Here is a 21,641-nt window from a genome sequence, read left to right on the forward strand (position 1 = left end):
CTTATAGGTTATAATTAAATTATTATAATTAACTTATAGGTTAATAAATGACCAGCCGATTTGAAAAACTTCAAATATATCAATTAGATAGTAGCTTAATGCCTTGGCAATCAATTCGGGGGGTGGCAAGGCCTCACCTTGGCTGGGCAAAGGCAATTCGCCAAGGCCTTGGCATGACTGCGGCCGCTCTGGCTAAGCGACTGGGGATTAGCCAAGCGGGCGTGGCCAAACTGGAGAAAGCAGAAATAGAGGACCGCATTACCTTGGCAAGCCTTCGAAAACTAGCCGATGCACTCAATTGCGAAGTGCATTACGCCTTGGTACCTCGTGAACCAATTGAGGCGATGATTAAACATCGAGCATACGATTTAGCCAGAGAAAAGCTCGCAACAGTTTCTCACTCGATGGCACTAGAAGGACAACAGGTTGATCATCCAAACCAGGAAAAGCAACTGGAATTTCTTGCTCAAGAACTTTTGGCTGGACCACGACGGGATCTTTGGTGATTCAGTTTGAGTATCCGTTTGGGTCTACCCCCTTGGACCCTGATGAGGCTATTGATTTATTTCCGAGTCACATTAGGAATCAGGCAGATCTCAATCTGTGGGAGGAGGCGAATATTACGCAGGCTGAGTTCTGGGTAAATAAACGTCAACGTCAATTCCATATGAGTACCGTACTGACTGAAGGCTTTGTTCGTGAACTTCATCGCCAGATGTTTAATAGAACCTGGCGCTGGTCAGGAACCTTTAGGAAAAGTAACAAAAATATCGGAGTGGACTGGACTCAGATATCAGTAAAGCTCAATGATTTATTACTTAATACCATGTATCAACTTGACCACTCCGCTGATGCAATTGATGAGATAGCTACTCGCTTTCATCATCAATTGGTCTGGATTCATGCATTCCCAAATGGAAATGGACGCCATGCACGATTGATGACTGATTGTCTATTAATGACAAAGGACATGAAACGCTTTAGCTGGGGAGCAAATTACTCCTCAATTAGTACGGATTTACTTCGTACAAAATATATTGATGCTCTGCGTAAGGCTGACCGATCCGATTACTCTGAATTACTTTCTTTTGTAAGAGCCTAATATGCAAGCCCAACATCAAACTCGTATTTGCTTTGTGCGCCATGGGGAAACGGATTGGAATGTCGAGAAGCGGATGCAGGGGCATACTGATATCCCGCTCAATGCCCATGGCGTCATGCAAGCCGATCGCTTAGCGAAAGCATTACTAAAAACCGGACAACACTTTGATTGCATCTACTCCAGTGATTTAGAGCGAGCTTTTCATACTGCAAAGACCATTGCGATTCCCCAGTCTTTGGATGTCCTTATCCATCCTGATTTGCGTGAGCGCCATGTGGGTAAATTGCAAGGATTGCTTTTGGCGGATGCACCGCGGGTAGAGCCGGAACTATGGCAGCGTCACCTCGCTCGAGAGTTAGACTTTGACCTCGGTGGTGGCGAAAGTATTGTGCAGTTTCATGCACGAATGCAACGCATGCTCAATCATTTTTTAGTGAAGCATGCTGGCAAACAGATCTTAGCGGTAAGCCATGGGGGCGCACTCGATATGATCTACCGTATCGTCACTCAACAAGCTTTAAATGCCGAGCGCGTCGCGGTTGTACCGAATACATCGTTAAATTGGATTACTCATGATGGGAATACTTGGGCAATTGAACGCTGGGGTGATACAAGTCACCTTACGGATTCTGTGCTCGACAATATTGAGATCTAATTAGGCACTCGTAAGATCTAGTGCAATCGCTTCAGCCACTTTGATGCCGTCAATCCCTGCCGACATAATTCCTCCGGCATACCCTGCCCCCTCACCGGCTGGATAAAGTCCTTTGGTGTTAATACTTTGATAGTCTGGTCCTCGTTTAATTTGCAGAGGAGATGAGGTTCGGGTCTCAACGCCGGTCAGAACTGCATCGGGCATCGCAAAGCCTTTAATCTTTTTCTCGAAAGCAGGAATGGCCTCTCGTATTGCCTCAATCGCATAGCCTGGCAGACTCGTTGCAAGATCGGTGAGATGCACACCGGGCTTATAGGACGGCACAACCCCACCAAATTCAGTGGACGGCTTACCTTGTAAAAAATCACCGACCAGCTGTCCGGGTGCCTGGTAATTCGAGCCCCCCAAGATAAATGCCCTTGATTCCAATTCGCGTTGAAAGGCAACGCCTGCCAATGGTCCGCCTGGGTAGTCGCTCGGATCGATCCCCACCACAATCCCCGCATTAGCATTGCGCTCATTACGCGAATACTGGCTCATGCCGTTCGTAACTACTCGATTCGGCTCTGACGTGGCGGCTACCACGGTGCCCCCTGGGCACATGCAAAAGCTGTAGACCGAACGACCATTCTTGGCATGGTGCACTAACTTATAGTCAGCCGCCCCAATCAATGGGTGACCCGCATGCGGTCCCAAGCGTGCACGGTCAATTAGTGACTGAGGATGCTCGATTCGAAAGCCAACGGAAAAGGGTTTGGCTTCCATATACACGCCCGCATCAAGAAGCTTTTCAAAGGTATCGCGCGCACTATGCCCCAGCGCTAACACCACATGATCGGCGCGTAGATACTCGCCACTTTCCATTTGCAAACCTTGTAGCACGTGATTGTCAACATCAAAGCCAATGACCTTTTGACCAAAGCGTACCTCACCACCCAGATTAATAATTTCTTGGCGGATCTTTTCTACCATTCCCACCAACCGAAAGGTACCAATGTGCGGTTTAGAAACGTACAGAATTTCCTCAGGTGCGCCTGCTTTGACAAACTCATGCAAAACTTTGCGGCCATAAAACTTGGGATCTTTCACTTGACTCCATAACTTGCCATCCGAAAACGTGCCCGCCCCGCCTTCACCAAACTGGACATTGGATTCTGGGTTCAAAATCTTTTTTCGCCATAAGGCCCATGTATCTTGGGTACGCTCGCGTACCGCCTTACCGCGCTCGAGAACAATGGGCTTCAGTCCCATTTGCGCCAAGAGCAGTGCAGCAAAAATTCCGCAGGGGCCAAAACCAATCACCACTGGTCGTAAATCGGATTTTGCCAACCGGTGATCGCCGGACATGGCAACGAAGTGATACGACGTATCGGGACTCGGTCGGACATGGGGATCATGCATGTGTTTTTTGAGAACACTTGCTTCATCACGGACCGACACATCGAGGGTATAAATAAAGGTAAGGGTACTGTTCTTACGAGCGTCGTAACTGCGCTTAAAGACCTCAAATCGAACAAGATCCTTTGAGGCAATACCAAGCTGAGTCAGAATCGCTGCTTCCAATGCTTGTGGGGCATGATCAATGGGTAAGCGAAGCTCAGTAATCCGAATCATAGGCCATAACAATAGCAGTTTATGATTTATCCATGCAAGAAATCCGAATCATGAACTGGGAGGACGCAAAGTCCCTAGCCTACCCGATTCGACTTACCGTATTTGTAGAGGAACAAAAGGTACCCAAAGCGCTCGAGCTCGATGCCGATGATCCACTGGCTTGGCATGCCATTGTTTTTGAAAATGGGAGGGCAATCGCTACAGGCCGACTAATGAGGGACGGCAAGATTGGTCGTCTTGCAGTTCTCAAGCAGCATCGAGGCCAAGGATTTGGAAGTAAATTATTGAGAGCCCTTGTGGACCACGGCAAGAATCTGGACATCCTTGATTTTTACTTACACGCCCAAACTTCAGCCATCGGCTTTTATGAGCGACTTGGGTTTAAGCCGATTGATTCTGAATTTAATGAGGCTGGGATTGCGCACATCAAGATGGTGCTAGAACACCGTTAAAAGTATTTCTTCACCTCATCGTCATCTTTTGAACGAAACCATGCTTGACAAAATAGAATCAGAAAACCAATTGCAAAATAAATCACATTACCTGTATTAATAAAGGCAACGATTCCGCCAATGGTTGAGAAAATTCCCAATAAACTCCAAAAAATGCTCATTTGTACTCCAAATAATGTTTTAAGATTTAGATCTAATTACTTTATGCCATTTTACAATTTTTGAATCATGAAAAAATTTTTTCTACTTTCAATCCTTTTGCTTTTAGCGGCGCAGCCTGCTTTTGCTAAGTGGGTTTTTATTTCAAAAGATGGTCAAGGTAATTCTTATTTTTATGAAGATACCAAAGTGGTGAAAGACCCCGCGTCAGACCTGGTGAGTTCATGGCAAATGATTAGCTATGTTGAGCAAATGACTGCACCGAATGGTCAGGCAGTCTATTCAGTTCTTCAGGACATTTCGTATTTTTGTCGGCCCGGCTATGAAAGCTACAAGCAGTTTTATATTGGCTACTATTCAGGAATTGATGGTGGTGGAGTTCCCGTTGAAAGTGAAGATACCCGAAACTCCAACTGGGAACGAGTCATTCCCGATACCATGAGTGAATTGTTATTCGACTTTTTCTGTAAAAAAATTTAGTTTTTGGATGGCTCGGGATTATTCGCTGGCTTTGTAAAGTAATCAGCCGGGAATACCATTTCAACCCCAGAAGACTTTCGCAACCAAATCTGGTTGTTGTAGCGAACATAACACGCGCGGGTAACATTTCCAAACGAGCTCTCAAAATAGGCAAACAACCAATTTGGCTCCTCCCTACCGTTTTCCCATTTGCATGTCTCCGAAGTAATGACCAAGCGCTCTCCGTAAGCTGGCATAAACCCAACAATATCGGCACGGGCATAGAAAGAGAAAAACGCTCCAACACCTAAAATCACCAGAATTAGATAGACGCTTATTTTTTGATAGGACTTTAATTTTTTTTGTCCACCAGTCTCTTGGGTGGCAAGCAGTATCTGATCAAAATTTTCTTTAGCGATTGTTTGGTGCAACTGACTTATCGACTGTGCAGAATCTTTTTTATGATCTGGCCGTTGCTTAGGCACGTCATCGGCATCGGCATAAATCAAACACTCCTCTTCGGATAGACCTAATATCTTTGCTATTTTTTTTGTGGCAATTAATTTAATCGCCGGAGAGTAGAAAGCGCTCGTCTCTCCATTTTCGATTTGTTTAACCTGACTCTCCGTCAATGAAGCCATCTTGGCAAGATCCAAATATGACAGCTGAACATGCTCCCTCGCTCGGGTAAACACGTCCCCCTGAATTTTAGGAAGATTGGCTTGATTGGTCATAAAACAGCATTAATCTCTATTTTTGATGAATGATAACAATATGTGGGGCAGACGAGAAGGCATTAATTTTCTATAATAATCAACATCTTATCTATTTATTTGCATTAAAAAAGGGTAAAGAATCACGGTTTTTCATTTAAAATGATGCACATTCTGACAAAAGGTCAATTCCATGCAGCTAATTTGGATTTCCGGAGCCACCTCAAAGGTTCAAAAATTCAATATCACCCCCAAAGGTTTAATGAAAATTGGGTCAGTGATTGGCGTTTTTTTCCTATTGTGCGGCATGGGAGTTCACTTTATCGGCTTTAAGGTGGCCTTACAGGTTCGCCCTGATTTTGCCCGCTCACTCAGCGGTGTCGTAACGTTTGAAGAGCTCGATGCACTCGATGCGTCCTACAAAGAGCAGTTGGTTCAATTGCAAGAGCAACTTTCAAAATCCCTTGAAAAAATTACTGAGCTCAAAACCCTCAAAGACCGGTTTGCAGATCTTGCCACTCCAGCGCCGGTGAAAAGTAAATTCAATGAGCCAAGTTCTGGTGCCCGTGGTGGCCCATTAAAACCATTTGCCTTTAAAGTGGATGCCAATAAGTCAATCGATAAAAATTTTTCCGAGACAGTACAAAGCTCAAAAGACTTAAATCAAATTCTGACTAAGTTTAAAAATGACTGGTCTCAACAGTATGATTGGTTAAACCAATTGCCGATTGGTATCCCTGTGGCAGCCCAATTTGGCTCCATGAGTAGTAATTACGGAATGCGAGTTGATCCATTTACGAAGAACTTGGCATTTCATTCCGGTATTGATTTCCAGGCAAGTCCAGGCACCGGAATTGTCGCTAGTGGCTACGGCACGATTAGCAAAGTCGGTACTGATGCGGTGTATGGCCGTTACGTTGAAATTAGTCACTCGGACGGATTTGTCAGTAAATATGCGCATGCTCAAAAAGTATTTGTTAAACAAGGCGAACAAGTATCCAAGGGTCAATTGATTGCTGAAGTGGGTTCGACAGGACGTTCGACAGGACCCCATTTGCACTACGAAATTATTCGCAATGGTAGCAATCTCAATCCAGCACAAGTTTTGCTAATGCCTAGACAAAATAGCCTTGCCACTAGCCCCAAATCTGGAACCGCAGTTGCCAGTCAGTGATATTTCACTGTTGTATTGATTGAATTAACTGTTGTCGTCTTCGCGATTAAATTGCTCAAAGATTTCCATTGCCTCTGCGGAGATCTCTTGAGGCTCGTCAGGATCAATCCGAGACATCGTGCCGGTTAGTTTGGCACCCTGCTCAACCCCAATTTGGCCATAAATGACCTCCCCATGAATATCAGCTCCATCATGAAGCTCGGCGCGCTCTGAGGCGTAGATATTACCTTCAACTCGACCTGCAATGAGTGCTCGATAAGTATTTATATTGCCCTCCACCATGGCGGTTTTACCAAGCGCCACCGTAATATTACTTCCCGGGGGTGATTCGATATTACCGATGACCTTGCCATCAATACGAATACTTTCAAAAGCAGCAATGTTGCCCCGAAAGACTGTTCTGGGGCCAACAATTGTCTCAAAGGATTCGACGGTTGGATCCAAAAAGCGGATTGCAGGATTTTTTTTCTTAGCCATGGGTATCGTGATACTAATTCAATTAGAAAAACTGCGCTAGATATTTACCAAGCCGATGCTTGGGCCAAGCTCCATTGTTTTCCTAATCCATGCATTTGACTGTCTAGAATTTGCTCAGCTTGCGCAGTGAGCAAAGCGCCTACCGGAATCTTCATCAACTGGTCCCCTAACGGAGTCAGCTTAGTTTGCGTATCCCGCCGCAAAATTAAATCTTCAGTAATCGCTTCATGATCACGTATTCCCGCTGCTGCACACATCTCTGCAAAGGCAAATAAGGTTTCATGATGAAAACGGTAGACGCGTTCACTTTTATCCATGGGATTTAAGGCACCCTGACGCAAACGATCTTGGGTAGCAACCCCGGTAGGGCAATGATCGGTATGGCATGAGCGCGATTGAATACAACCAATCGCAAACATAAAGCCGCGTGCTGAATTACACCAATCAGCACCAATGGCTAAGGCACGCATCATGTCAAACGCACTCACAATTTTTCCAGCTACCCCAATTCGAATCTGATCGCGCAACCCAACGCCTATTAGAGAGCTATGAACTAATCGGAGCCCATCTCGCATGGGCATCCCAATGTTGTCTACAAACTCTACGGGCGCTGCACCAGTACCCCCTTCGCTGCCATCAACCACAATAAAATCCGGGTAGATTTTGGTTTCAAGCATTGCCTTAACAATCGCAAACCAATCTGCAATATTTCCGATGCAAAGCTTAAATCCAACGGGCTTACCATTTGACAATTGGCGCAGTTCTTGAATAAACAAACACAATTCTTTAGGGGTATGAAAAGCGGAGTGGTTTGCTGGGGAGACGCAGTCTTCACCCATGGGAACGCCACGCGCCTGTGCAATTTCGGGGGTAATCTTAGAAGCTGGCAAGACCCCGCCGTGTCCAGGTTTGGCTCCCTGCGAGAGCTTAATCTCAATCATTTTGATTTGCGGATCTAATGCGGTAGCCTTAAAGCGTTCAGGATCAAATTGCCCGCTGCTGTTGCGGCAACCAAAATAACCCGATCCGATTTCCCAAATCAAATCACCGCCATATTTTCGGTGGTAGACGGAAACGGATCCCTCACCCGTATCATGCGCAAAGCCACCCTTTTGAGCGCCACGATTTAAGGCCATGATGGCGTTGGCCGATAAAGCACCAAAACTCATGGCAGAAATGTTAAATAAAGAAATGAAATAGGGTTGCGTACACTGTGCGCCCCCGACTCGCACCCGTAAAGATTCCACACTAGGGGGGCTAATTGGGTTTCCTCTTTGCAACAAAATTTCTGCGCTCGGCTTATAGACGTCTACTAGCGTTCCAAATGGTCTTTTGTCTGAAGCGCCCTTGGCACGCTGATACACCAGCGCGCGCTGAGCTCTCGAAAAAGGGATTTCTTCGTTATCCGACTCTAAAAAGTATTGCCGAATCTCGGGGCGAATGAATTCAAAGAAAAAACGTAGATGCCCGATTAGGGGATAGTTACGCAAAATCGCATGATGACTTTGCATGAGATCCATGAAACCAACGATGGAAAAACCAACAAAGATCGCGCACAAGAGCCAAACATGATGGCCACCTGGGCCAACAATGCAATACAAACCGCTCAGAATTGCTATGAGAATACTAAGTATCCAGGGAATAAATCGGGCGGGCACCTAATCCCTTTCGCTTGAGAATAGTCGATCAGCTCAGCAACAATTAAACTGCCTTTAATTTGGCTACGGACTCAGATTTGGGGGTTGCTTGCAAAGACTCAGCATCATCCAATAAGCAGTGCAATTGGCCGTTGACACGAGCATCCGCATGAATAAATATTTGACCGTAATCAATATCACCGTTCACGATAGCGCTTGGATAAATTTCGAGCCGATTTTCAACCCGCAAATTTCCCTCAACACGACCAATCACAATTGCGTTTTTACACGTAATATCACCACGCATTACGCCATTCAGATCGACTACGGCAGTATCTTCGGTTGCTAGATCAAATTTTAGGTTGCCAATGCATTCGCCCGAAATGAGCAAGTGCCCCTTAATAATCTGATCACCTTGAATAAATGATCCTGCGCCAATGATGTTGTTAAACACCAAATTCGTAGGCGTCGCAGGATGTTTTGCTTGAACATTAAACATGGTTGTCTCCATAACTGCTATTTCAAATCATTCTAAGCTGAAATAAACCAATTTTTGTTACGGTCCAAGCAAAATGATTAGGGTTAATACTAATCATTGCTTTGGTCGATTTCAAAACCCCTTGAATTCTTTGGAGATATCCTAAAATCAGATCATGATTCAGAAAATTCATTTTTTTCGCCTGCAGTGCTTATTCATCCCTATTTTTTCAGCCCTGATTATTTCGGGCTGCGGTAAAGGCGAAGTTGAGAAAAGCAAACCGACCGCATGGCTACCAGATACCAAAGCTGAACAGCTACCCATTATGGGCTATCAAGGGATCAATTTTTCAGGCTCCAAAGAGCAGATTAAGAATCAATTTAATTGCACCGAATACGAACTAACCTTAAGTTGCAAAATTAAGGTGAATGGCAATGAAGACCACGTCTGGGCAATCTATAACGAATCAGGACGAATGATCTTGATTAAAAAAGAGCTTGGCTACTTCAATAAGGAGCAAGCTCAACAAATCATCGAACGGTTCACTCTAAAGTATGGCTTGGATCACGAGCCTACCGAGGGTCAATTAAGCGCTTTTAATGCAGGCCTTCGCAAAACCAAGACCTATTTATTTGGTAAAGGGCAAGTCGCCTTTCAGGTGGGCAGAAGCCTAAACAATCGTAACGAACTGATGCTGGTCTACTATTTTCCAGAGGACGTCGGCGCTGCTTTTGCCAACAGCATTCAAAACTAAATTAGAGCTCTACCAGGTTTTAGTACATCTGGTTTGAAACTAATTTCAGGTAAATCTTTATTCATGCCGGTATCTTTTACCTCATAAGCCCATGCTAAGACCATGGCAATCGCTTCAAATAATGGGGCGGGTATCGACTCGCCAATATCCAATTGATTAAATAAATAACGTGCGAGAGCGGGTATTTGTGCAATTGGAACTTCGTGCTCCTTGGCAACCTCACGAATTCGTAAGGCAACTTCGTCTGCACCCTTAGCCAAAATAATCGGAGCAGACATTCTTTGGGGATCATAGCGAATCGCTACGGAGTAGTGCTCAGGGTTTGCCAAGACCACATCGGCTCGTTCAATTGCCGCCATCATTCGGGAAGAAGCAATCTGACGCTGCCTTTGCCGCTGTCGTGCGCGCAGTTCCGGAGAGCCTTCGGTCTCTTTCAGTTCCTGTTTCATTTCTTCCGGACTCATCTTGATTTGTTTGCGAAAGTTAAACCATTGCAATACCGCATCACCAATGGCAATCGCCAATAAGGGAATCATCAATAAGATAAATCCGTTAAAGATGAATACGGTGGTATTTTCAAGCGCAAGATCAAAATCAAGATCAACGATCGAGCGAATAAAAGCAAACAATCCGTATAAATACGCAAAACTAATTCCTAAAATCAAAATGGTCTTAAAGATATTCTTAACAACCTCCAGTAAAACCATTACCGAGAACATTCTGGCAAATCCAGCAAAGACATCGAGTCGCTCCAAATTGAACTGCAGAGCAAAGTAAGCTTTGAAATTAACCAGAAATAAAGGTGCGAAGATGGAGATGATCCAAATCACTAACAGCACAACCGCGCAGATAAATAGAACAATCAAAAAGGCTCCGGATGCCCATTCTGAAATTCGATCGATCAAGCTAATTGGTTTAGAAAATTGCAGTCCGGATTGCATCATGATGACAAGCTGACGCATCAACATAGGGCCAGCCGTGATCAGAAAAATAATGAAGCCCAGTAACAAAGCAAAAGTCGTAATGTCTCGCGATTGGGGAAGCTGCCCCTGCTCCCGCGCCCGCTGAATTCGTCGCTCGGTCGGTTCTAGTTCGCGGTCTTGCGAGTCGTTTTGATTTTCGGCCAAATGAGCTCCAGGCAATCAATTTAGGAACTGCTGATCTATTTCTATTATCCCCAATGCCTTCTGATTTAGGGCAAAACCCTGATATTGGTCTTTTTTGTGCGGTAATAAAGCCAATAAATCAAAAAATACTTGTTTCAAATCAATAATTTATATAGTATTTACCTTCAGTTCTTCAATGGCGTGAAGGTGTCTGCTTATGGAAACCATCAAAATTCTTGTAACCAACCAAAAAGGTGGGGTTGGTAAAAGTACCATTTCAGCAAATTTGGCTGCTTACTTAGCAATTCAGGCGGGGAAGAAGGTTTCTTTAATCGACTTTGATAAGCAATCGTCTGCTTCGCGCTGGGCAAGCAAAGCGCCGGATATTGGTATCGATATTCATCAAGCCAAGCTGGACTATAAAAATAGTGGTTTGACACTCCTCGATGCCCGAGCGATGTTACGTAACTACTCAATCAATTCGGATATTTGCATTTCCGATCTAACTTGGACCCATGCAATTCCCTACGAATTCTTGCTTGATTTTGATATTTTGTTAGTGCCAAGCTCCACGTCGAAGTTTGAAATGGCAAGCACCGAGATCTTTATTCTGGAGTATGCGCAACTCTATCTTTCGCGCTTTTCAAATAACAAACAACTGATTTTGATTGCGCCTAGCAAAGTCAATCATGACTTCTCGCCTGCAACAGCGTTCACAAATCTTGAGTTTCTGAATAATTGCATCATCGCGCCACCAATCTATTCGGCGCCTGATATTGATCAATATGTCTATCACGACTTCCTGTTCTTATCACAGGATCAGGCGGTCGCCGATAACTTTCTACGCTTTGGTGAATACGTCCACGAAAAAATTATCGCTTGCTCGGTTGAAAAATCACGCTCTTCGAATACGAATAAATATATGGGCCTCACAGGTAAAAAATTGAGCATCTTGGATGATTACCGCTTAGGTCGACTGCGCGCCCGCAATGGTGAAGCAGGTGATCAAGAGAGGAAAGAGGTGATTTCTAAAAAGGTGGGTGAAATGACCAGCAATTTCATTCCCCAATTCTTAAGAAAAGATGAAGGTAGTAGCTAGTTTGCTGCGATCAGTTTTGCTGCGGATGAATCGTATTTAAGATAGCAATCATTTGTAAATACTTAGGGGGCATTCCAAAGGATGCGGCATTTTCTACCCCCGTTGTCTTGGTTTTTGAGATTGCTTTGAGAATCTCCCCATCGAGCTCAATCTTTTTTGGAATCTCATCAAGTTCATAGCCGCCATCGGCTTTTGCAACCACGATTTTTTGGACACTGGGGAGATCATTTTTGATCAGCACAATCCATGTATCCGTTAACAATGTGCTATTTCGATACAGACCCCACCGCCCCCAGTAGGTATCTTTATCAATAAAGTAGGAATCTTCTTCATACACCTTTAAATCACTTCCGCTGTATTGATAATGCGAGACCGCATTCTCATAGAGATCGGCTACAAAGAAATGAATTCGCTCATCCTGAGAGATCTCAATTTGCATCAAATTAGGTAGCATTGCCTCATAAGCCTTTAGATCCAACATGCACTGCGCAACGCGTGTTTCCGGGTTGGGGTGGGTTGCGCCATGCATAAAATCAGACTCTTTGGCTTTTGTGCCATCGGGTAGGTATTCATCGGCAAGCCGCTTAATCGCTGCAAAAAGAGCAATTGAACGGTTCGATAACCCATATTTACTAATCCAATACTTCTCAATTTCGAGAGTGGTCTGAGATAACTGCTTAAGCAGCGACTCGTCTTTTTTGAAGTGCGCGCTGTAGTTATAAAAAACTTGATTTAGACGCTCCTCCGCACCACTCTCCGTAGGAACTTTTGCGTGCCAAAAGTCATTGAAATCTTGGTAGTTCGCTCGGGAACAATACGGTAAAAATGCAACCACGTTGAAAAGCGCCTGACACATATGGTCAGCACCCGTTTTACCGCCTAGAACGGCATCAAAGAGACCCACGTCTATTCCTTATCGCCCGTTAGCCCAAGAATGGGCTAGGGTGTAACAGCGTCTTTCTTAAGACGCATGAGTTGTTCAGCTTGCTCTTTTCGACGCTGTATCTTGCGATTGCGCTCATCAATTTCATAGTTGTAGAGGAGGCGCTCGTACAAGCGCTTACGCAACAACTCGGAGAGTAAGGCAATCAAAAATAGGTTAAAAAACATCCACCACCGATCCGCCACGAGGAGGATGTCGGCAATTCCAAGGCAAAGTACGCTAGTAAGGCGCAGCCAATTGGTTTCAGCAAACTCGACAACGTTCATAATTAACAGCTGGATTTATAGCAGGAACATCTTTATATCAAAAAATGTAAGGATTTGCCATTTTGATCATCCCCAAGTTTCTGCAAAGTTGGGGGGTGCTACTCAGAATTTTAGCAGTTTTAAAACACCGCTATTTTTATAACTATTTGATTTATATATATTTTTAAGAATTTGGATCGGCATTGAGTTGCTTGAGCATCGCGTCACACTCGGCTTGAACCTGTGGGTTAAATTTAGCTTTGTAAGCCTCAGCTTCAGCCTTGGCGATTGGATTTCCAGTTTGAGCGGAGAGCATTAACCATGAATATGCCCTTGGTGGATCCTGGGGCACTCCACGGCCATCCATATACATTTTGGCTAAGTTATAGCGCCCCACTGAGTTACCGGCTAAGGCCGCCTTCTTAAACCAGTACACGGCTTTGGTTTCATCTTTATCTAGATCAACCCCATACTCATGGCGACCTCCTAATTCCACCATGGCCAACTGGTTACCATGGTCAGCAGCCTTACGCATCCAATACCATGCTTGGTTCAGATCCTGCTTTGTACCGATGCCTTGCAAGTACATTAATGACAAATCGTATTCAGCCCGAATATCGCCAGCTTCAGACATCTTCTTAAATAGCTCAAATGCTTTTGGATAATTTCCGCCCTCATAGGCAGAGCGTGCCCGTTGATAGTCCGAGCAAGCCAAGAGACTTAGGCTTGCAAGCACGATGATCAGTAGGCGGGTCATGCGCATCTAAAAATGCCTAAATGATTAAATCTTGGCCGGAGCTTTGGTCGGAGGGGGGGCTGGGGCTTTCGGTTTTTCGGGAGGAAGATCCTTGAGATCATCATCCTCTTCTGGGCTGTCAGCGGGTTTTGGAGCAAGAGCAGGTAATTTAGGTTCAACGCGGTAACTCGCGCCGAGATCACCACCTACCATCCGAGCAAAGCCGCCAATATAACGACGCCCTAAATCGGGGTAATACGGCTCACTGGCTAAATACCCTTTACTCCGAATACAGGCGGGCGTATTAACACTACCCTCACAGCTTGCAACCGCTGATAAACGCCCTACTTCGTATTGCTCACCCAAGAAGAACAGGAACACCACAAATGCCAATGGCGCCACTAACCAAATCAGTAACTTCTTTAATAACTTAAACACTAAATCGACTTTTGGATTCATGATGAACGCTCTCCCTATTGCCGATTGATTTTACTTTGTTCTAGGTCGACCTGAGTCGTTTGGCTGGATGATTTACGCCAATTTGTTGCTACTGGATCGTTGTGCAAGCGGGCGTAGATTTCAATGGTTCGCGGATCATTATGAAGGGCAGTATTTTTCATGGCGTTATACATATCGGCCGCCGCATTTTTCTTACCCTGATCCAAATAAGCCATCGCGGCACAATAGTAATAGTCAGTCGCTTTATCTTTATTTTTAAGCCCCAAGTATCCTTTATCGGCAATATCACCTAGATACTTACAAGCATCAGGATTCTTAAGCGCCGCATTAATCGTTAGATTCTTCTCAGCAATCCGAAATTGATCAAGCGAATGTCTTCGAAACACCGTTGCCGACAGAATAAAATCCGGATCAGTAATTAGCATGGCTCGACCCACATAATATCGGCCGCGCTCATAGGCGATCAATCCTCGATAGTAGGATGCATCTAAATCTTTTTGCTTGACCAAATCGTCGAGTCGATCCGTAATGCGAACTAGGGCTGAGCTGTATTTATATACCTCGTCTTCAGGCTCAATGCATTTTGGGTTCTGAACACAGGCAATCGCAAGCACCATTTTTCCGTGCAGTCGCACATAGCGTTGGTATAGCTTCTCCGCTTCACTCGCAGGTGCTGCGCTCGCTTTTTTGGTGGAAGTCGCGGCGCTCGGATCAGTAGCGGTCTGTGGCGATTTCTCTTTAGCAGACCAAGCCAATCCGCTCAATGCCAAAGTAAGCAGCGTGATGATGATCCGAAGGGTCATGGTAGCTACCTATTCTCGGACTTTTGGTTTGGTTTAGCCGGCAACTCGAGCTGCGGATTTCGAGGGGATTTTTTCTCATCCTCTTTTGGCATAAATTGAGCGGGCGCCCGTAAATTCGGCGGAATCTCTTGGGTACCGGGTTTTACGTTATCTGGTAATTTTTCAGCCTTCGCTTTCTCATATGACACTTTGTCCGCATTATTAATTGGCTTTTTATTGAGGATCGTAATTGAGATTCGACGATTGAGCGGATCCTTCGGATCTTGCGTATTCAATGGAATGGTGTCGGCAAAGCCAATCACCTGAGAAACCTTTGCCTCATTCAAACCGCCCGCAACCATTTCCCGGCGTGCTGATAATGCGCGCTCGGTTGAGAGTTCCCAGTTACTGTATGCCGCATTGGCGCTATAGCGCGTGTTATCCGTGTGGCCCTCGATGCGAATCGGTTTGGGTTCATTCTTAAGGGCGCTGCCAATAATGCGTAATAGGCGTTTAGCTGTGGGTGTCGGTGTAGCGCTGCCAGTCGCAAAGAGGGGTCTATTTTTCTCATCCACCACCTGAATTCGTAAGCCTTCGGCCGAGATATCCATAAAGATTTGACCTTTGGCATTGCGCAACTCGGGGTCAATATCGATCTTACTATTGATTTCATCGCGCACCATCTCATTGCGGGTCCGATCCTTACGGGCATTTTCTACGTCAGTCACCGAAGAATCACTCATGCGGCGCTGTTCGGTATCTGCGTCGGCACGATTTTCTTCGCCAACGACCTTAGAAATATTGTCACCACCGCCCTTGATAATTCGGGTGGCATCCCCTGAGCCTTGGCCACCGGATAGAGAAACCCGCAGAGGATTTTGGAAGTACGCTGAGATACCTGCTAGGTCACCTGCGGTTGTGGATCCCAATACCCACATTAGCAGGAAGAAGGCCATCATGGCCGTTACGAAGTCTGCGTAAGCAATCTTCCAAGCGCCGCCGTGATGTCCATGTCCGCCTTTTTTAACGCGCTTGATGACAATTGGCGGCGCGTCATTTTTGGCCATGGTTATTTACCTTTAACGGCTTTAGTGCCCTCATCCAACTCTGTAAAGGTTGGACGCTGGTATGTGAACAGTACTTTGCGACCAAACTCAACGGCTGCAGCAGGTGGAAAATTATTAAGACTTGCAATCAAAATGGCTTTGACTGCCATATAGGAACGGGTTTCAGCTTCCAAGTTTTGCTCCATCACCTTAGCTACGGGCGAAACGAAAGCATAGGCTAACAAAATACCCAGGAAGGTTCCAACCAGTGCAGCACCAATCAACTTACCGAGTTCGGCAGGTGGCAAGCCAATCGATCCCATGGTGTGAACTACCCCCATCACCGCAGCCACAATACCGAAGGCGGGCAAACCGTCGGCAACGTTAGTAACCGAGGACACTGGAATATGGGCTTCTTGATGATGAACGTCGAGCTCTTGCTCCATCAAACTTTCAATTTGGATTACATCCAATGATCCACCTAGCATCATCCGCAAATAGTCGGTAATGAAATCAACCAAATGATGATCTTTGGTCACTGAAGGATATTTTTCAAATAATGGGCTTGATTCGGGTTCCTCGATATCGCCTTCGAGAGACATCAAGCCATCGCGCTTAATCTTTTGCAAAATCTCGAACATGAGGCAAAGCAAATCCAAGTGCATTTGCTTCACAGCACTTTTTGTCTTAAAAGCACCACCCAAAGCCGCAAAGGTCTTTTTAAGGTTGGTGATGTTGTTGGAGGCAATCATCGTGCCAACCGCTGCACCCACAATGGTGAGAACTTCGGTAGGTTGCCACAAAACCAGGATGTTTCCGCCGTGGAGCGCGTAGCCTCCAAGGGCACAACCTAGTGCGATGATCCAACCGATTGGAATATTCATGCGTTTATATCGTTAACACTACAGTTTTGAGAACAGGGAACTTTGTTGCAGCCGGGCAAACATCGCTTGCGCAGCATTTAACAAGGTTTGAGACCGTGTATAGGCAGCGGTAGCCGCAGCTAAATCCGTATCGAGCAAGGCTGATGCCGTTGCTGCCATTTCAGTACCAATTGTCCCCATAGCCTCTTTCGAAATATCGACTTGCGCAGCAATCCCGCCACTTCGTTGCTGGGCTGTAGTGATTCTATCAAAAATAGCATCTAGGCCGCTTTCAATCGCACCTGCCGTCTTAGTAAGGCTTGAGCCTGATGCTCGTTCGTCCAAATAGGTGACAAAATCGTTGATTTTTTGATACAAGTCAGAACTTGTCTCATCAACCCCACCGTCGGTAAACGTTGACTTCACGCTGCCAGAGACCGCTGAAATAGTCGTTGCGGCATCTCCTGGGCTAACTTTTCCAGACCCAGCAGTAGTGGCCACTAAAGTAAGAACGCCCGAACTAGCGCTAGCTGTACCCGTCCAATTTGCAATCGAAGTACCTGAACCAGTATTGGCAAAAGCACCAGAGGTTCCCGCTGTTCCTGAGTTGAGATAAGCAACAAATTGGCTGGCAAGTGAACTGCCGGTGGTGGCACCGCTTGCTGTAAAGGTGACTGTGCCAATTCTGACCGTATCACCGCTCGCTAAGGTAAGTGCTGAGAAGTCAAACTGATCGGTTGCCGATGAATTTAGATAGTTTCCACTCAGATCAGAGAACTGAACGCCCGACTTAACGGTTAAATTAGGTTCAATCTGAACGTTGTAGATCGTTTCTGGAAAAATCGCATTACCCGTGGCATCCTTAGCAACCGACTGGGCTTTGATCGTATCTCGAATTTGCTCTGCTTGGATTTTGAGTGCTCTAAAGTTATTACTATTTAGCGCACCGTTTTGTGACTGCACAAATGCTTGTTTGAGCACGGTAATCTCATCAATGATTGTGCTCATTTGCGTTTGTGCAATGGCATGCGAACTCGCCACATAGTTCTGATTGGTCTTGTACATTTCCAATCGAGCAACATCAAACTCTAAACGTACCCCACGGGATACTGCGTATGGGTTATCCGATGCTTTACTGTAATTCTTCCCTGTACTGATTTTCTTTTGCCAAGCCATTGCATCGGCGAGACTACTCTCCATCGACTTAACGCCGGCTTCAAGAATTTGATTGGAGGAAACTCGCATGATTATTCCGTTTCTAGTTCATGATCGCTAAAAGCGTATTGAACATTTGATTTCCGGTTTGTAGGATTTTGGTGGATGCGCTATAGAGCTGTTGATACTTCAATAGGTTTGCAGCCTCTTCATCCAAATTCACACCAGATAATTGATCCCGTTGATCTTTCAAATTAGCCAATACGGTGTCATTGGCTTTTTGTGTATTTTTCCAGGTTGCAACTTGAACGCCGACATCGGTGACCAAATCAGCAACCACATTTCCAAATAGGGAACTTTTTAATTGGGCTGTATTTGCATTAGCAGAGCTAATTTTGGGATTGAGTAAATTTCCACCGTTGTAGTACATCAAGGGGTCGGTAGGTGCAATCGAGAGGAAATTTTCAGCAATCAATTGGTTGGATATAAAGACTGAATTGCCGGTGTATCCCTCTTTCCACGTTGATATCGTTGGAGTGACACCGGTGCCACTCGCACTTAAGTTGGTGACATTTTGATTAGACGATGTGCTTGTAAATGCGACGTACTCACTTGAGGGTCCACCTGTTGACCAGCCAGCTAGAGTTCCGCTCGTAAAAGTACCTCCGGCCGAGGCACCTAAACTCTTTCGAGTATTGATTGTGCCAGCAGCATCCCCAACTGCTAGGCTGGCAAATGCGTTTGCCACCTGTACCGCTGATGCGCCATTACTTCCAGCTGTAAATTCAAGACCGCCAATAATGACCGTTTGACCAGCTGTCAATGCTTTAAAGGTTACGGTGGCCGTCTCAGTTTGCGCAGCAGAGCCTAAACTATCGTATAGATTTTTGACATCCACTTCGGTACTAACATTAAACGATGGGACACTGACCGTTAAGCGGCTGTCATTGAAATCCGAATACGTATTGGATCCGACCTTAAATCCAAAGATGCGGATTGGTGCAGACGTGCTATCGGTATCAACAATTGTTTCATTCGCAACTTTTACCAGTCCAATGGCTGCAGTATTTAAGCGCTGTTCCAGCTTAGGGATAAACTCATTTTTAAGAGTTAGTAGCGCGCCAGCTTGTCCACCATCAACCCCCTGAATGGTTTGGGTGGCGGTGATATTGCCATTCGATTGCTTAAAACTGACGGATAAACTTTTGCCATCGCCATTGATGCCGATCGTATTAGCCAATCCTCGCTCCACCAAAGGAAGTCCGCCAACCAATTGTGTAGCTGTACCATCACTATTAATAAGCGACTGGCCACCAATTAATTTTTGTAAATTGGCCAAGATTCGATCACGCTCATCGAGCAAATCTGCCGATGGTGCGCTATTACCTGGACTGTTGGCTTCAACGATTTGTTGATTGACCGCGGCCAAGGCGGGTAAGAAGGTATTAATTTGACGAACCGTATCGGTTAAGCCAGTACTACTATCACTTTTTAGCTGACTAACCAAGGTTGTAATGCCGGTCATTCGCTGCGCTACCACATTGGCTGATCCGGTAATCGCGGTTGCTAAAGCCTTGTTAGTTGGGTCTGCAGCGTACTTACCCATGGTATTGAAAAATTCTGTGATTGCAGAGCTCAATCCAGCTGACTTATCCGCAATGACGCTGTCGATCGTTGAGACATACTGCACCAATGTCTCGGAGTTTGATGACTTCGCTTGTTGATTCAGTAATTGGGCACCAATTAATGAGGAGTATTCGCGGGTAAATCCTTCAACAGCAAAGCTACTGCCATTGAGCATTAATGAATTGGGTGCTAAGGCGTCCATAATGGTCGACGCACTACGTCTGGAGTACCCCTCAACCGAGGTTCCAGCAACGTTTTGCGAGGTCACCAAGATGCCCGCTTGGGCAATCTTTAGCGCCGCACTGGCCGATTCATTAATCGAATAAATTCCCATGATTTCGTTCTAAAGCCTTAATTTTTAAATGGAAGCGGGTTGGGACGCATGTACTTATTGAGCACGGGCGAAGCCACTTCATCCTTACTGTTTACGGCCTTTTTCTCATTAGCGATTAATTGCTTAATATTGGACTGCTCAAGAAGCTGTTCGGCCATCTTGTCGCCAAATCCAATCTTTTTAGACTTCGATAGCAGATCAGCTAAACGATCATCCATCATTTGCAGGTAAGCCATCGAGGTTGAGCTTTTGGGTTCAGGGCTATTGATATTGGTGCTTCTGGCAACGCTTAGCAATTGACGCAGCAAGGTGCGCTCAAAACCTTCGGCTGCCTCCCGAATCTTTTTCTCCGATTTGGTAATTTCGTCAGGCTTTTTCGCTTTATCCGACTTATTAACTAATCGTGCAGAAGATGAATCAATTGTGGTTAAAGAAAATAAGGGGCTCATTAGATGACCTCCAACTCCGCACGTAATGCGCCTGCTGCACGCAGTGCTTGCAATATGGAAATCAGGTCTTGCGGGGTTGCGCCCAACATATTTAGGGCTTTCACAACCTGATCTAAATTTGCACCACTATCCACTCGAATTAAGCTATTTTCTTTACCATTGTCAGTAATCGATGCGGTATCTTGCGTCGTTACGGTGGTTTGTCCACGACTAAATGGCAATGGTTGGCTCGTGGTTGGTGTTTGTTCGATGCGAACGGTCAAGCTGCCATGGGCTACAGCAGCAGGCGATAACTGCACCGCTTGATTAATCACCACCGATCCTGTTCTCGAGTTGAGAACCACTTTAGCGGGTCCACTCACTGCAGGAACATCAAGATCTTGCAATGCTGCCATGAAGGCCGTGCGGCGCAACGGATCCGTCGGTACTCGTACATTGAGAGCCCGCGCATCAATGGGGATTGCGGTTCCCAAACCAAAACGTCGTCCAATCGCTTCTGCGGTTCGTTGCATTAAGCTAAAGTCAGCGCGACGCAGATCCAACTGCACGAACTCATCGACTAAGAGTGCTGGGACTGCGCGTTCAATAATGGCACCCGATGGGATACGTCCAGCCGATAAGTGATTTACCGATGTTTGGGCACCACCCGCTGCGGCTCTTGCGCCACCAATCACCAAGTTTCCTTGTGCTTGCGCATAAACTTGACCATCGGCCGCTTTAAGCGGGGTCATTACCAAGGTTCCACCTTTTAAGCTCGTTGCGTTACCAAGCGATGAGACCGTGACATCAATTTGCTGTCCTGGCTTTGATAATGGTGGAAACTCAGCAGTAACCATCACCGCGGCAGTATTACGTAGCTGCGCTTGAGTACCAGTCAATGGTAGCGTCACGCCCAAGACTCCGATCATTTGCAATACGCTTTGGAGGGTAAAGGGTGTTTGGGTGGTTTGGTCACCGGTTCCATCTAAACCCACTACCAATCCATAACCAACAAGTTGATTAGGACGCTGTCCAGCAATATCTGCAAAATCTTTAATCCGATCTGCAAAAGCCGTATTCGAGATCACGCTCATACACAATACGAGCGTGATGGTTCTAATTTTTTGGATAGAAAGGCGCATGAT

At 45.6% G+C, this 21,641-nt stretch carries 26 protein-coding genes; 8 read left to right on the forward strand and 18 right to left on the reverse strand.

Going from position 1 to position 21,641, the window contains the following annotated elements:
• Positions 1-98: 98 nt before the first annotated feature.
• Genes ICV32_RS07190 through ICV32_RS07200 form a run of 3 tightly spaced genes read left to right on the forward strand, consistent with a single transcriptional unit; the run spans position 99 to position 1,757 of the window.
• Positions 99-506 (forward strand): mobile mystery protein A, encoded by a 408-nt coding sequence (locus ICV32_RS07190; RefSeq protein WP_215369599.1) that lies wholly within the window; start codon positions 99-101, stop codon positions 504-506.
• On the forward strand, positions 503-1,102 hold the full coding sequence (locus ICV32_RS07195) for a mobile mystery protein B (protein ID WP_251371831.1): 600 nt from the start codon (positions 503-505) through the stop codon (positions 1,100-1,102). The genes ICV32_RS07190 and ICV32_RS07195 overlap by 4 nt, the downstream gene beginning before the upstream one ends.
• A gap of 1 nt (position 1,103) precedes the next feature.
• Positions 1,104-1,757, forward strand: a complete 654-nt coding sequence (locus ICV32_RS07200; protein ID WP_215369602.1) for a histidine phosphatase family protein — start codon at positions 1,104-1,106, stop codon at positions 1,755-1,757.
• Here the strand turns inward: ICV32_RS07200 and ICV32_RS07205 are convergent, their stop codons facing one another.
• Positions 1,758-3,371, reverse strand: coding sequence for an NAD(P)/FAD-dependent oxidoreductase (locus tag ICV32_RS07205; protein WP_215369603.1), 1,614 nt, complete (start codon positions 3,369-3,371; stop codon positions 1,758-1,760).
• Positions 3,372-3,403: 32 nt separating this feature from the next.
• On the opposite strand from ICV32_RS07205, the gene ICV32_RS07210 reads away from it, so the two are divergent.
• A complete protein-coding gene (locus ICV32_RS07210) occupies positions 3,404-3,823 on the forward strand; it encodes a GNAT family N-acetyltransferase (RefSeq protein WP_215369605.1) in 420 nt (139 codons plus the stop codon).
• Here ICV32_RS07210 and ICV32_RS07215 read toward each other — a convergent pair.
• On the reverse strand, positions 3,820-3,984 hold the full coding sequence (locus ICV32_RS07215; RefSeq protein ID WP_215369607.1) for a hypothetical protein: 165 nt from the start codon (positions 3,982-3,984) through the stop codon (positions 3,820-3,822). The two genes, ICV32_RS07210 and ICV32_RS07215, sit on opposite strands and share 4 nt — an antisense overlap.
• Positions 3,985-4,051: 67 nt before the next feature.
• Here ICV32_RS07215 and ICV32_RS07220 point away from each other — a divergent pair, with 67 nt between their 5' ends.
• Positions 4,052-4,462, forward strand: coding sequence for a surface-adhesin E family protein (locus tag ICV32_RS07220; RefSeq protein WP_215369609.1), 411 nt, complete (start codon positions 4,052-4,054; stop codon positions 4,460-4,462).
• On the opposite strand, the gene ICV32_RS07225 is transcribed toward ICV32_RS07220, so the two are convergent.
• Entirely contained in the window at positions 4,459-5,082 is a 624-nt protein-coding gene (locus ICV32_RS07225; protein ID WP_215369610.1) for a hypothetical protein, read from the reverse strand. The genes ICV32_RS07220 and ICV32_RS07225 overlap by 4 nt on opposite strands.
• A 334-nt stretch (positions 5,083-5,416) precedes the next feature.
• Here ICV32_RS07225 and ICV32_RS07230 point away from each other — a divergent pair, with 334 nt between their 5' ends.
• Positions 5,417-6,328: a M23 family metallopeptidase gene (locus ICV32_RS07230; protein WP_215369612.1), complete on the forward strand. Its 912-nt coding sequence runs from the start codon at positions 5,417-5,419 to the stop codon at positions 6,326-6,328.
• Positions 6,329-6,352: 24 nt separating this feature from the next.
• Here the strand turns inward: ICV32_RS07230 and ICV32_RS07235 are convergent, their stop codons facing one another.
• The 3 genes from ICV32_RS07235 to ICV32_RS07245 are packed head-to-tail and all read right to left on the reverse strand — an operon-like array spanning position 6,353 to position 8,941.
• Entirely contained in the window at positions 6,353-6,805 is a 453-nt protein-coding gene (locus tag ICV32_RS07235; protein WP_215369613.1) for a polymer-forming cytoskeletal protein, read from the reverse strand.
• A gap of 44 nt (positions 6,806-6,849) precedes the next feature.
• On the reverse strand, positions 6,850-8,463 hold the full coding sequence (locus ICV32_RS07240) for an FMN-binding glutamate synthase family protein (RefSeq protein WP_251371832.1): 1,614 nt from the start codon (positions 8,461-8,463) through the stop codon (positions 6,850-6,852).
• 43 nt (positions 8,464-8,506) lie between these two features.
• On the reverse strand, positions 8,507-8,941 hold the full coding sequence (locus ICV32_RS07245; RefSeq protein ID WP_215369615.1) for a polymer-forming cytoskeletal protein: 435 nt from the start codon (positions 8,939-8,941) through the stop codon (positions 8,507-8,509).
• A gap of 154 nt (positions 8,942-9,095) precedes the next feature.
• On the opposite strand from ICV32_RS07245, the gene ICV32_RS07250 reads away from it, so the two are divergent.
• A complete protein-coding gene (locus ICV32_RS07250; RefSeq protein ID WP_215369616.1) occupies positions 9,096-9,674 on the forward strand; it encodes a hypothetical protein in 579 nt (192 codons plus the stop codon).
• On the opposite strand, the gene ICV32_RS07255 is transcribed toward ICV32_RS07250, so the two are convergent.
• Complete coding sequence (locus ICV32_RS07255; RefSeq protein WP_215369618.1) at positions 9,671-10,801, reverse strand: flagellar biosynthesis protein FlhB; 1,131 nt, start codon at positions 10,799-10,801, stop codon at positions 9,671-9,673. The two genes, ICV32_RS07250 and ICV32_RS07255, sit on opposite strands and share 4 nt — an antisense overlap.
• Positions 10,802-10,997: 196 nt before the next feature.
• On the opposite strand from ICV32_RS07255, the gene ICV32_RS07260 reads away from it, so the two are divergent.
• The gene (locus ICV32_RS07260; protein ID WP_215369619.1) at positions 10,998-11,879 is read left to right on the forward strand and encodes a ParA family protein; all 882 of its coding nucleotides are present in this window, start codon (positions 10,998-11,000) and stop codon (positions 11,877-11,879) included.
• 10 nt (positions 11,880-11,889) lie between these two features.
• Here ICV32_RS07260 and ICV32_RS07265 read toward each other — a convergent pair whose 3' ends face one another.
• The 11 genes from ICV32_RS07265 to ICV32_RS07315 all read right to left on the reverse strand — a co-directional run bounded on the left by ICV32_RS07265 (position 11,890) and on the right by ICV32_RS07315 (position 21,638).
• Entirely contained in the window at positions 11,890-12,783 is an 894-nt protein-coding gene (locus tag ICV32_RS07265; protein WP_215369621.1) for a hypothetical protein, read from the reverse strand.
• Positions 12,784-12,818: 35 nt separating this feature from the next.
• Positions 12,819-13,088, reverse strand: coding sequence for a hypothetical protein (locus ICV32_RS07270; RefSeq protein ID WP_215369622.1), 270 nt, complete (start codon positions 13,086-13,088; stop codon positions 12,819-12,821).
• Between the two features lie 163 nt (positions 13,089-13,251).
• A complete protein-coding gene (locus ICV32_RS07275) occupies positions 13,252-13,830 on the reverse strand; it encodes a tetratricopeptide repeat protein (protein ID WP_215369624.1) in 579 nt (192 codons plus the stop codon).
• Positions 13,831-13,848: 18 nt separating this feature from the next.
• Positions 13,849-14,262 (reverse strand): hypothetical protein, encoded by a 414-nt coding sequence (locus ICV32_RS07280; protein WP_215369625.1) that lies wholly within the window; start codon positions 14,260-14,262, stop codon positions 13,849-13,851.
• A 14-nt stretch (positions 14,263-14,276) separates the two neighbouring features.
• The gene (locus ICV32_RS07285) at positions 14,277-15,065 is read right to left on the reverse strand and encodes a hypothetical protein (RefSeq protein ID WP_215369627.1); all 789 of its coding nucleotides are present in this window, start codon (positions 15,063-15,065) and stop codon (positions 14,277-14,279) included.
• Between the two features lie 5 nt (positions 15,066-15,070).
• Positions 15,071-16,111 (reverse strand): flagellar motor protein MotB, encoded by a 1,041-nt coding sequence (gene motB / locus ICV32_RS07290; RefSeq protein ID WP_215369629.1) that lies wholly within the window; start codon positions 16,109-16,111, stop codon positions 15,071-15,073.
• A gap of 2 nt (positions 16,112-16,113) precedes the next feature.
• Positions 16,114-16,974 carry a flagellar motor stator protein MotA gene (gene motA, locus ICV32_RS07295; protein ID WP_215369630.1) on the reverse strand — a complete coding sequence of 287 codons (861 nt, stop codon included), beginning with the start codon at positions 16,972-16,974 and terminating at the stop codon, positions 16,114-16,116.
• 18 nt (positions 16,975-16,992) lie between these two features.
• Entirely contained in the window at positions 16,993-18,198 is a 1,206-nt protein-coding gene (locus tag ICV32_RS07300; RefSeq protein ID WP_215369632.1) for a hypothetical protein, read from the reverse strand.
• Between the two features lie 13 nt (positions 18,199-18,211).
• The gene (locus ICV32_RS07305; protein ID WP_215369634.1) at positions 18,212-20,068 is read right to left on the reverse strand and encodes a flagellar hook-associated protein FlgK; all 1,857 of its coding nucleotides are present in this window, start codon (positions 20,066-20,068) and stop codon (positions 18,212-18,214) included.
• 17 nt (positions 20,069-20,085) lie between these two features.
• Entirely contained in the window at positions 20,086-20,517 is a 432-nt protein-coding gene (locus ICV32_RS07310; RefSeq protein ID WP_215369636.1) for a hypothetical protein, read from the reverse strand.
• A complete protein-coding gene (locus tag ICV32_RS07315) occupies positions 20,517-21,638 on the reverse strand; it encodes a flagellar basal body P-ring protein FlgI (protein WP_215369637.1) in 1,122 nt (373 codons plus the stop codon). Before ICV32_RS07315 ends, ICV32_RS07310 begins: the two co-directional genes overlap by 1 nt.
• Positions 21,639-21,641: the final 3 nt, after the last annotated feature.

Source organism: Polynucleobacter sp. MWH-UH24A (genome assembly GCF_018687475.1).
In the GTDB taxonomy this organism is placed as follows: domain Bacteria; phylum Pseudomonadota; class Gammaproteobacteria; order Burkholderiales; family Burkholderiaceae; genus Polynucleobacter.

Excerpts from the sequence above, each read along its gene's own strand:
- ICV32_RS07310 (WP_215369636.1), bottom strand. The coding sequence starts at position 20,517 with ATGAGCCCCTTATTTTCTTTAACCACAATTGATTCATCTTCTGCACGA.
- ICV32_RS07250 (WP_215369616.1), top strand. The coding sequence starts at position 9,096 with ATGATTCAGAAAATTCATTTTTTTCGCCTGCAGTGCTTATTCATCCCT.
- motA (WP_215369630.1), bottom strand. The coding sequence starts at position 16,974 with ATGAATATTCCAATCGGTTGGATCATCGCACTAGGTTGTGCCCTTGGA.
- ICV32_RS07210 (WP_215369605.1), top strand. The coding sequence starts at position 3,404 with ATGCAAGAAATCCGAATCATGAACTGGGAGGACGCAAAGTCCCTAGCC.
- ICV32_RS07200 (WP_215369602.1), top strand. The coding sequence starts at position 1,104 with ATGCAAGCCCAACATCAAACTCGTATTTGCTTTGTGCGCCATGGGGAA.
- ICV32_RS07300 (WP_215369632.1), bottom strand. The coding sequence starts at position 18,198 with ATGCGAGTTTCCTCCAATCAAATTCTTGAAGCCGGCGTTAAGTCGATG.
- ICV32_RS07190 (WP_215369599.1), top strand. The coding sequence starts at position 99 with ATGCCTTGGCAATCAATTCGGGGGGTGGCAAGGCCTCACCTTGGCTGG.
- motB (WP_215369629.1), bottom strand. The coding sequence starts at position 16,111 with ATGGCCAAAAATGACGCGCCGCCAATTGTCATCAAGCGCGTTAAAAAA.
- ICV32_RS07215 (WP_215369607.1), bottom strand. The coding sequence starts at position 3,984 with ATGAGCATTTTTTGGAGTTTATTGGGAATTTTCTCAACCATTGGCGGA.
- ICV32_RS07235 (WP_215369613.1), bottom strand. The coding sequence starts at position 6,805 with ATGGCTAAGAAAAAAAATCCTGCAATCCGCTTTTTGGATCCAACCGTC.
- ICV32_RS07230 (WP_215369612.1), top strand. The coding sequence starts at position 5,417 with ATGAAAATTGGGTCAGTGATTGGCGTTTTTTTCCTATTGTGCGGCATG.
- ICV32_RS07260 (WP_215369619.1), top strand. The coding sequence starts at position 10,998 with ATGGAAACCATCAAAATTCTTGTAACCAACCAAAAAGGTGGGGTTGGT.
- ICV32_RS07220 (WP_215369609.1), top strand. The coding sequence starts at position 4,052 with ATGAAAAAATTTTTTCTACTTTCAATCCTTTTGCTTTTAGCGGCGCAG.
- ICV32_RS07245 (WP_215369615.1), bottom strand. The coding sequence starts at position 8,941 with ATGTTTAATGTTCAAGCAAAACATCCTGCGACGCCTACGAATTTGGTG.
- ICV32_RS07225 (WP_215369610.1), bottom strand. The coding sequence starts at position 5,082 with ATGGCTTCATTGACGGAGAGTCAGGTTAAACAAATCGAAAATGGAGAG.
- ICV32_RS07280 (WP_215369625.1), bottom strand. The coding sequence starts at position 14,262 with ATGAATCCAAAAGTCGATTTAGTGTTTAAGTTATTAAAGAAGTTACTG.
- ICV32_RS07275 (WP_215369624.1), bottom strand. The coding sequence starts at position 13,830 with ATGCGCATGACCCGCCTACTGATCATCGTGCTTGCAAGCCTAAGTCTC.
- ICV32_RS07305 (WP_215369634.1), bottom strand. The coding sequence starts at position 20,068 with ATGGGAATTTATTCGATTAATGAATCGGCCAGTGCGGCGCTAAAGATT.
- ICV32_RS07270 (WP_215369622.1), bottom strand. The coding sequence starts at position 13,088 with ATGAACGTTGTCGAGTTTGCTGAAACCAATTGGCTGCGCCTTACTAGC.
- ICV32_RS07205 (WP_215369603.1), bottom strand. The coding sequence starts at position 3,371 with ATGATTCGGATTACTGAGCTTCGCTTACCCATTGATCATGCCCCACAA.
- ICV32_RS07315 (WP_215369637.1), bottom strand. The coding sequence starts at position 21,638 with ATGCGCCTTTCTATCCAAAAAATTAGAACCATCACGCTCGTATTGTGT.
- ICV32_RS07285 (WP_215369627.1), bottom strand. The coding sequence starts at position 15,065 with ATGACCCTTCGGATCATCATCACGCTGCTTACTTTGGCATTGAGCGGA.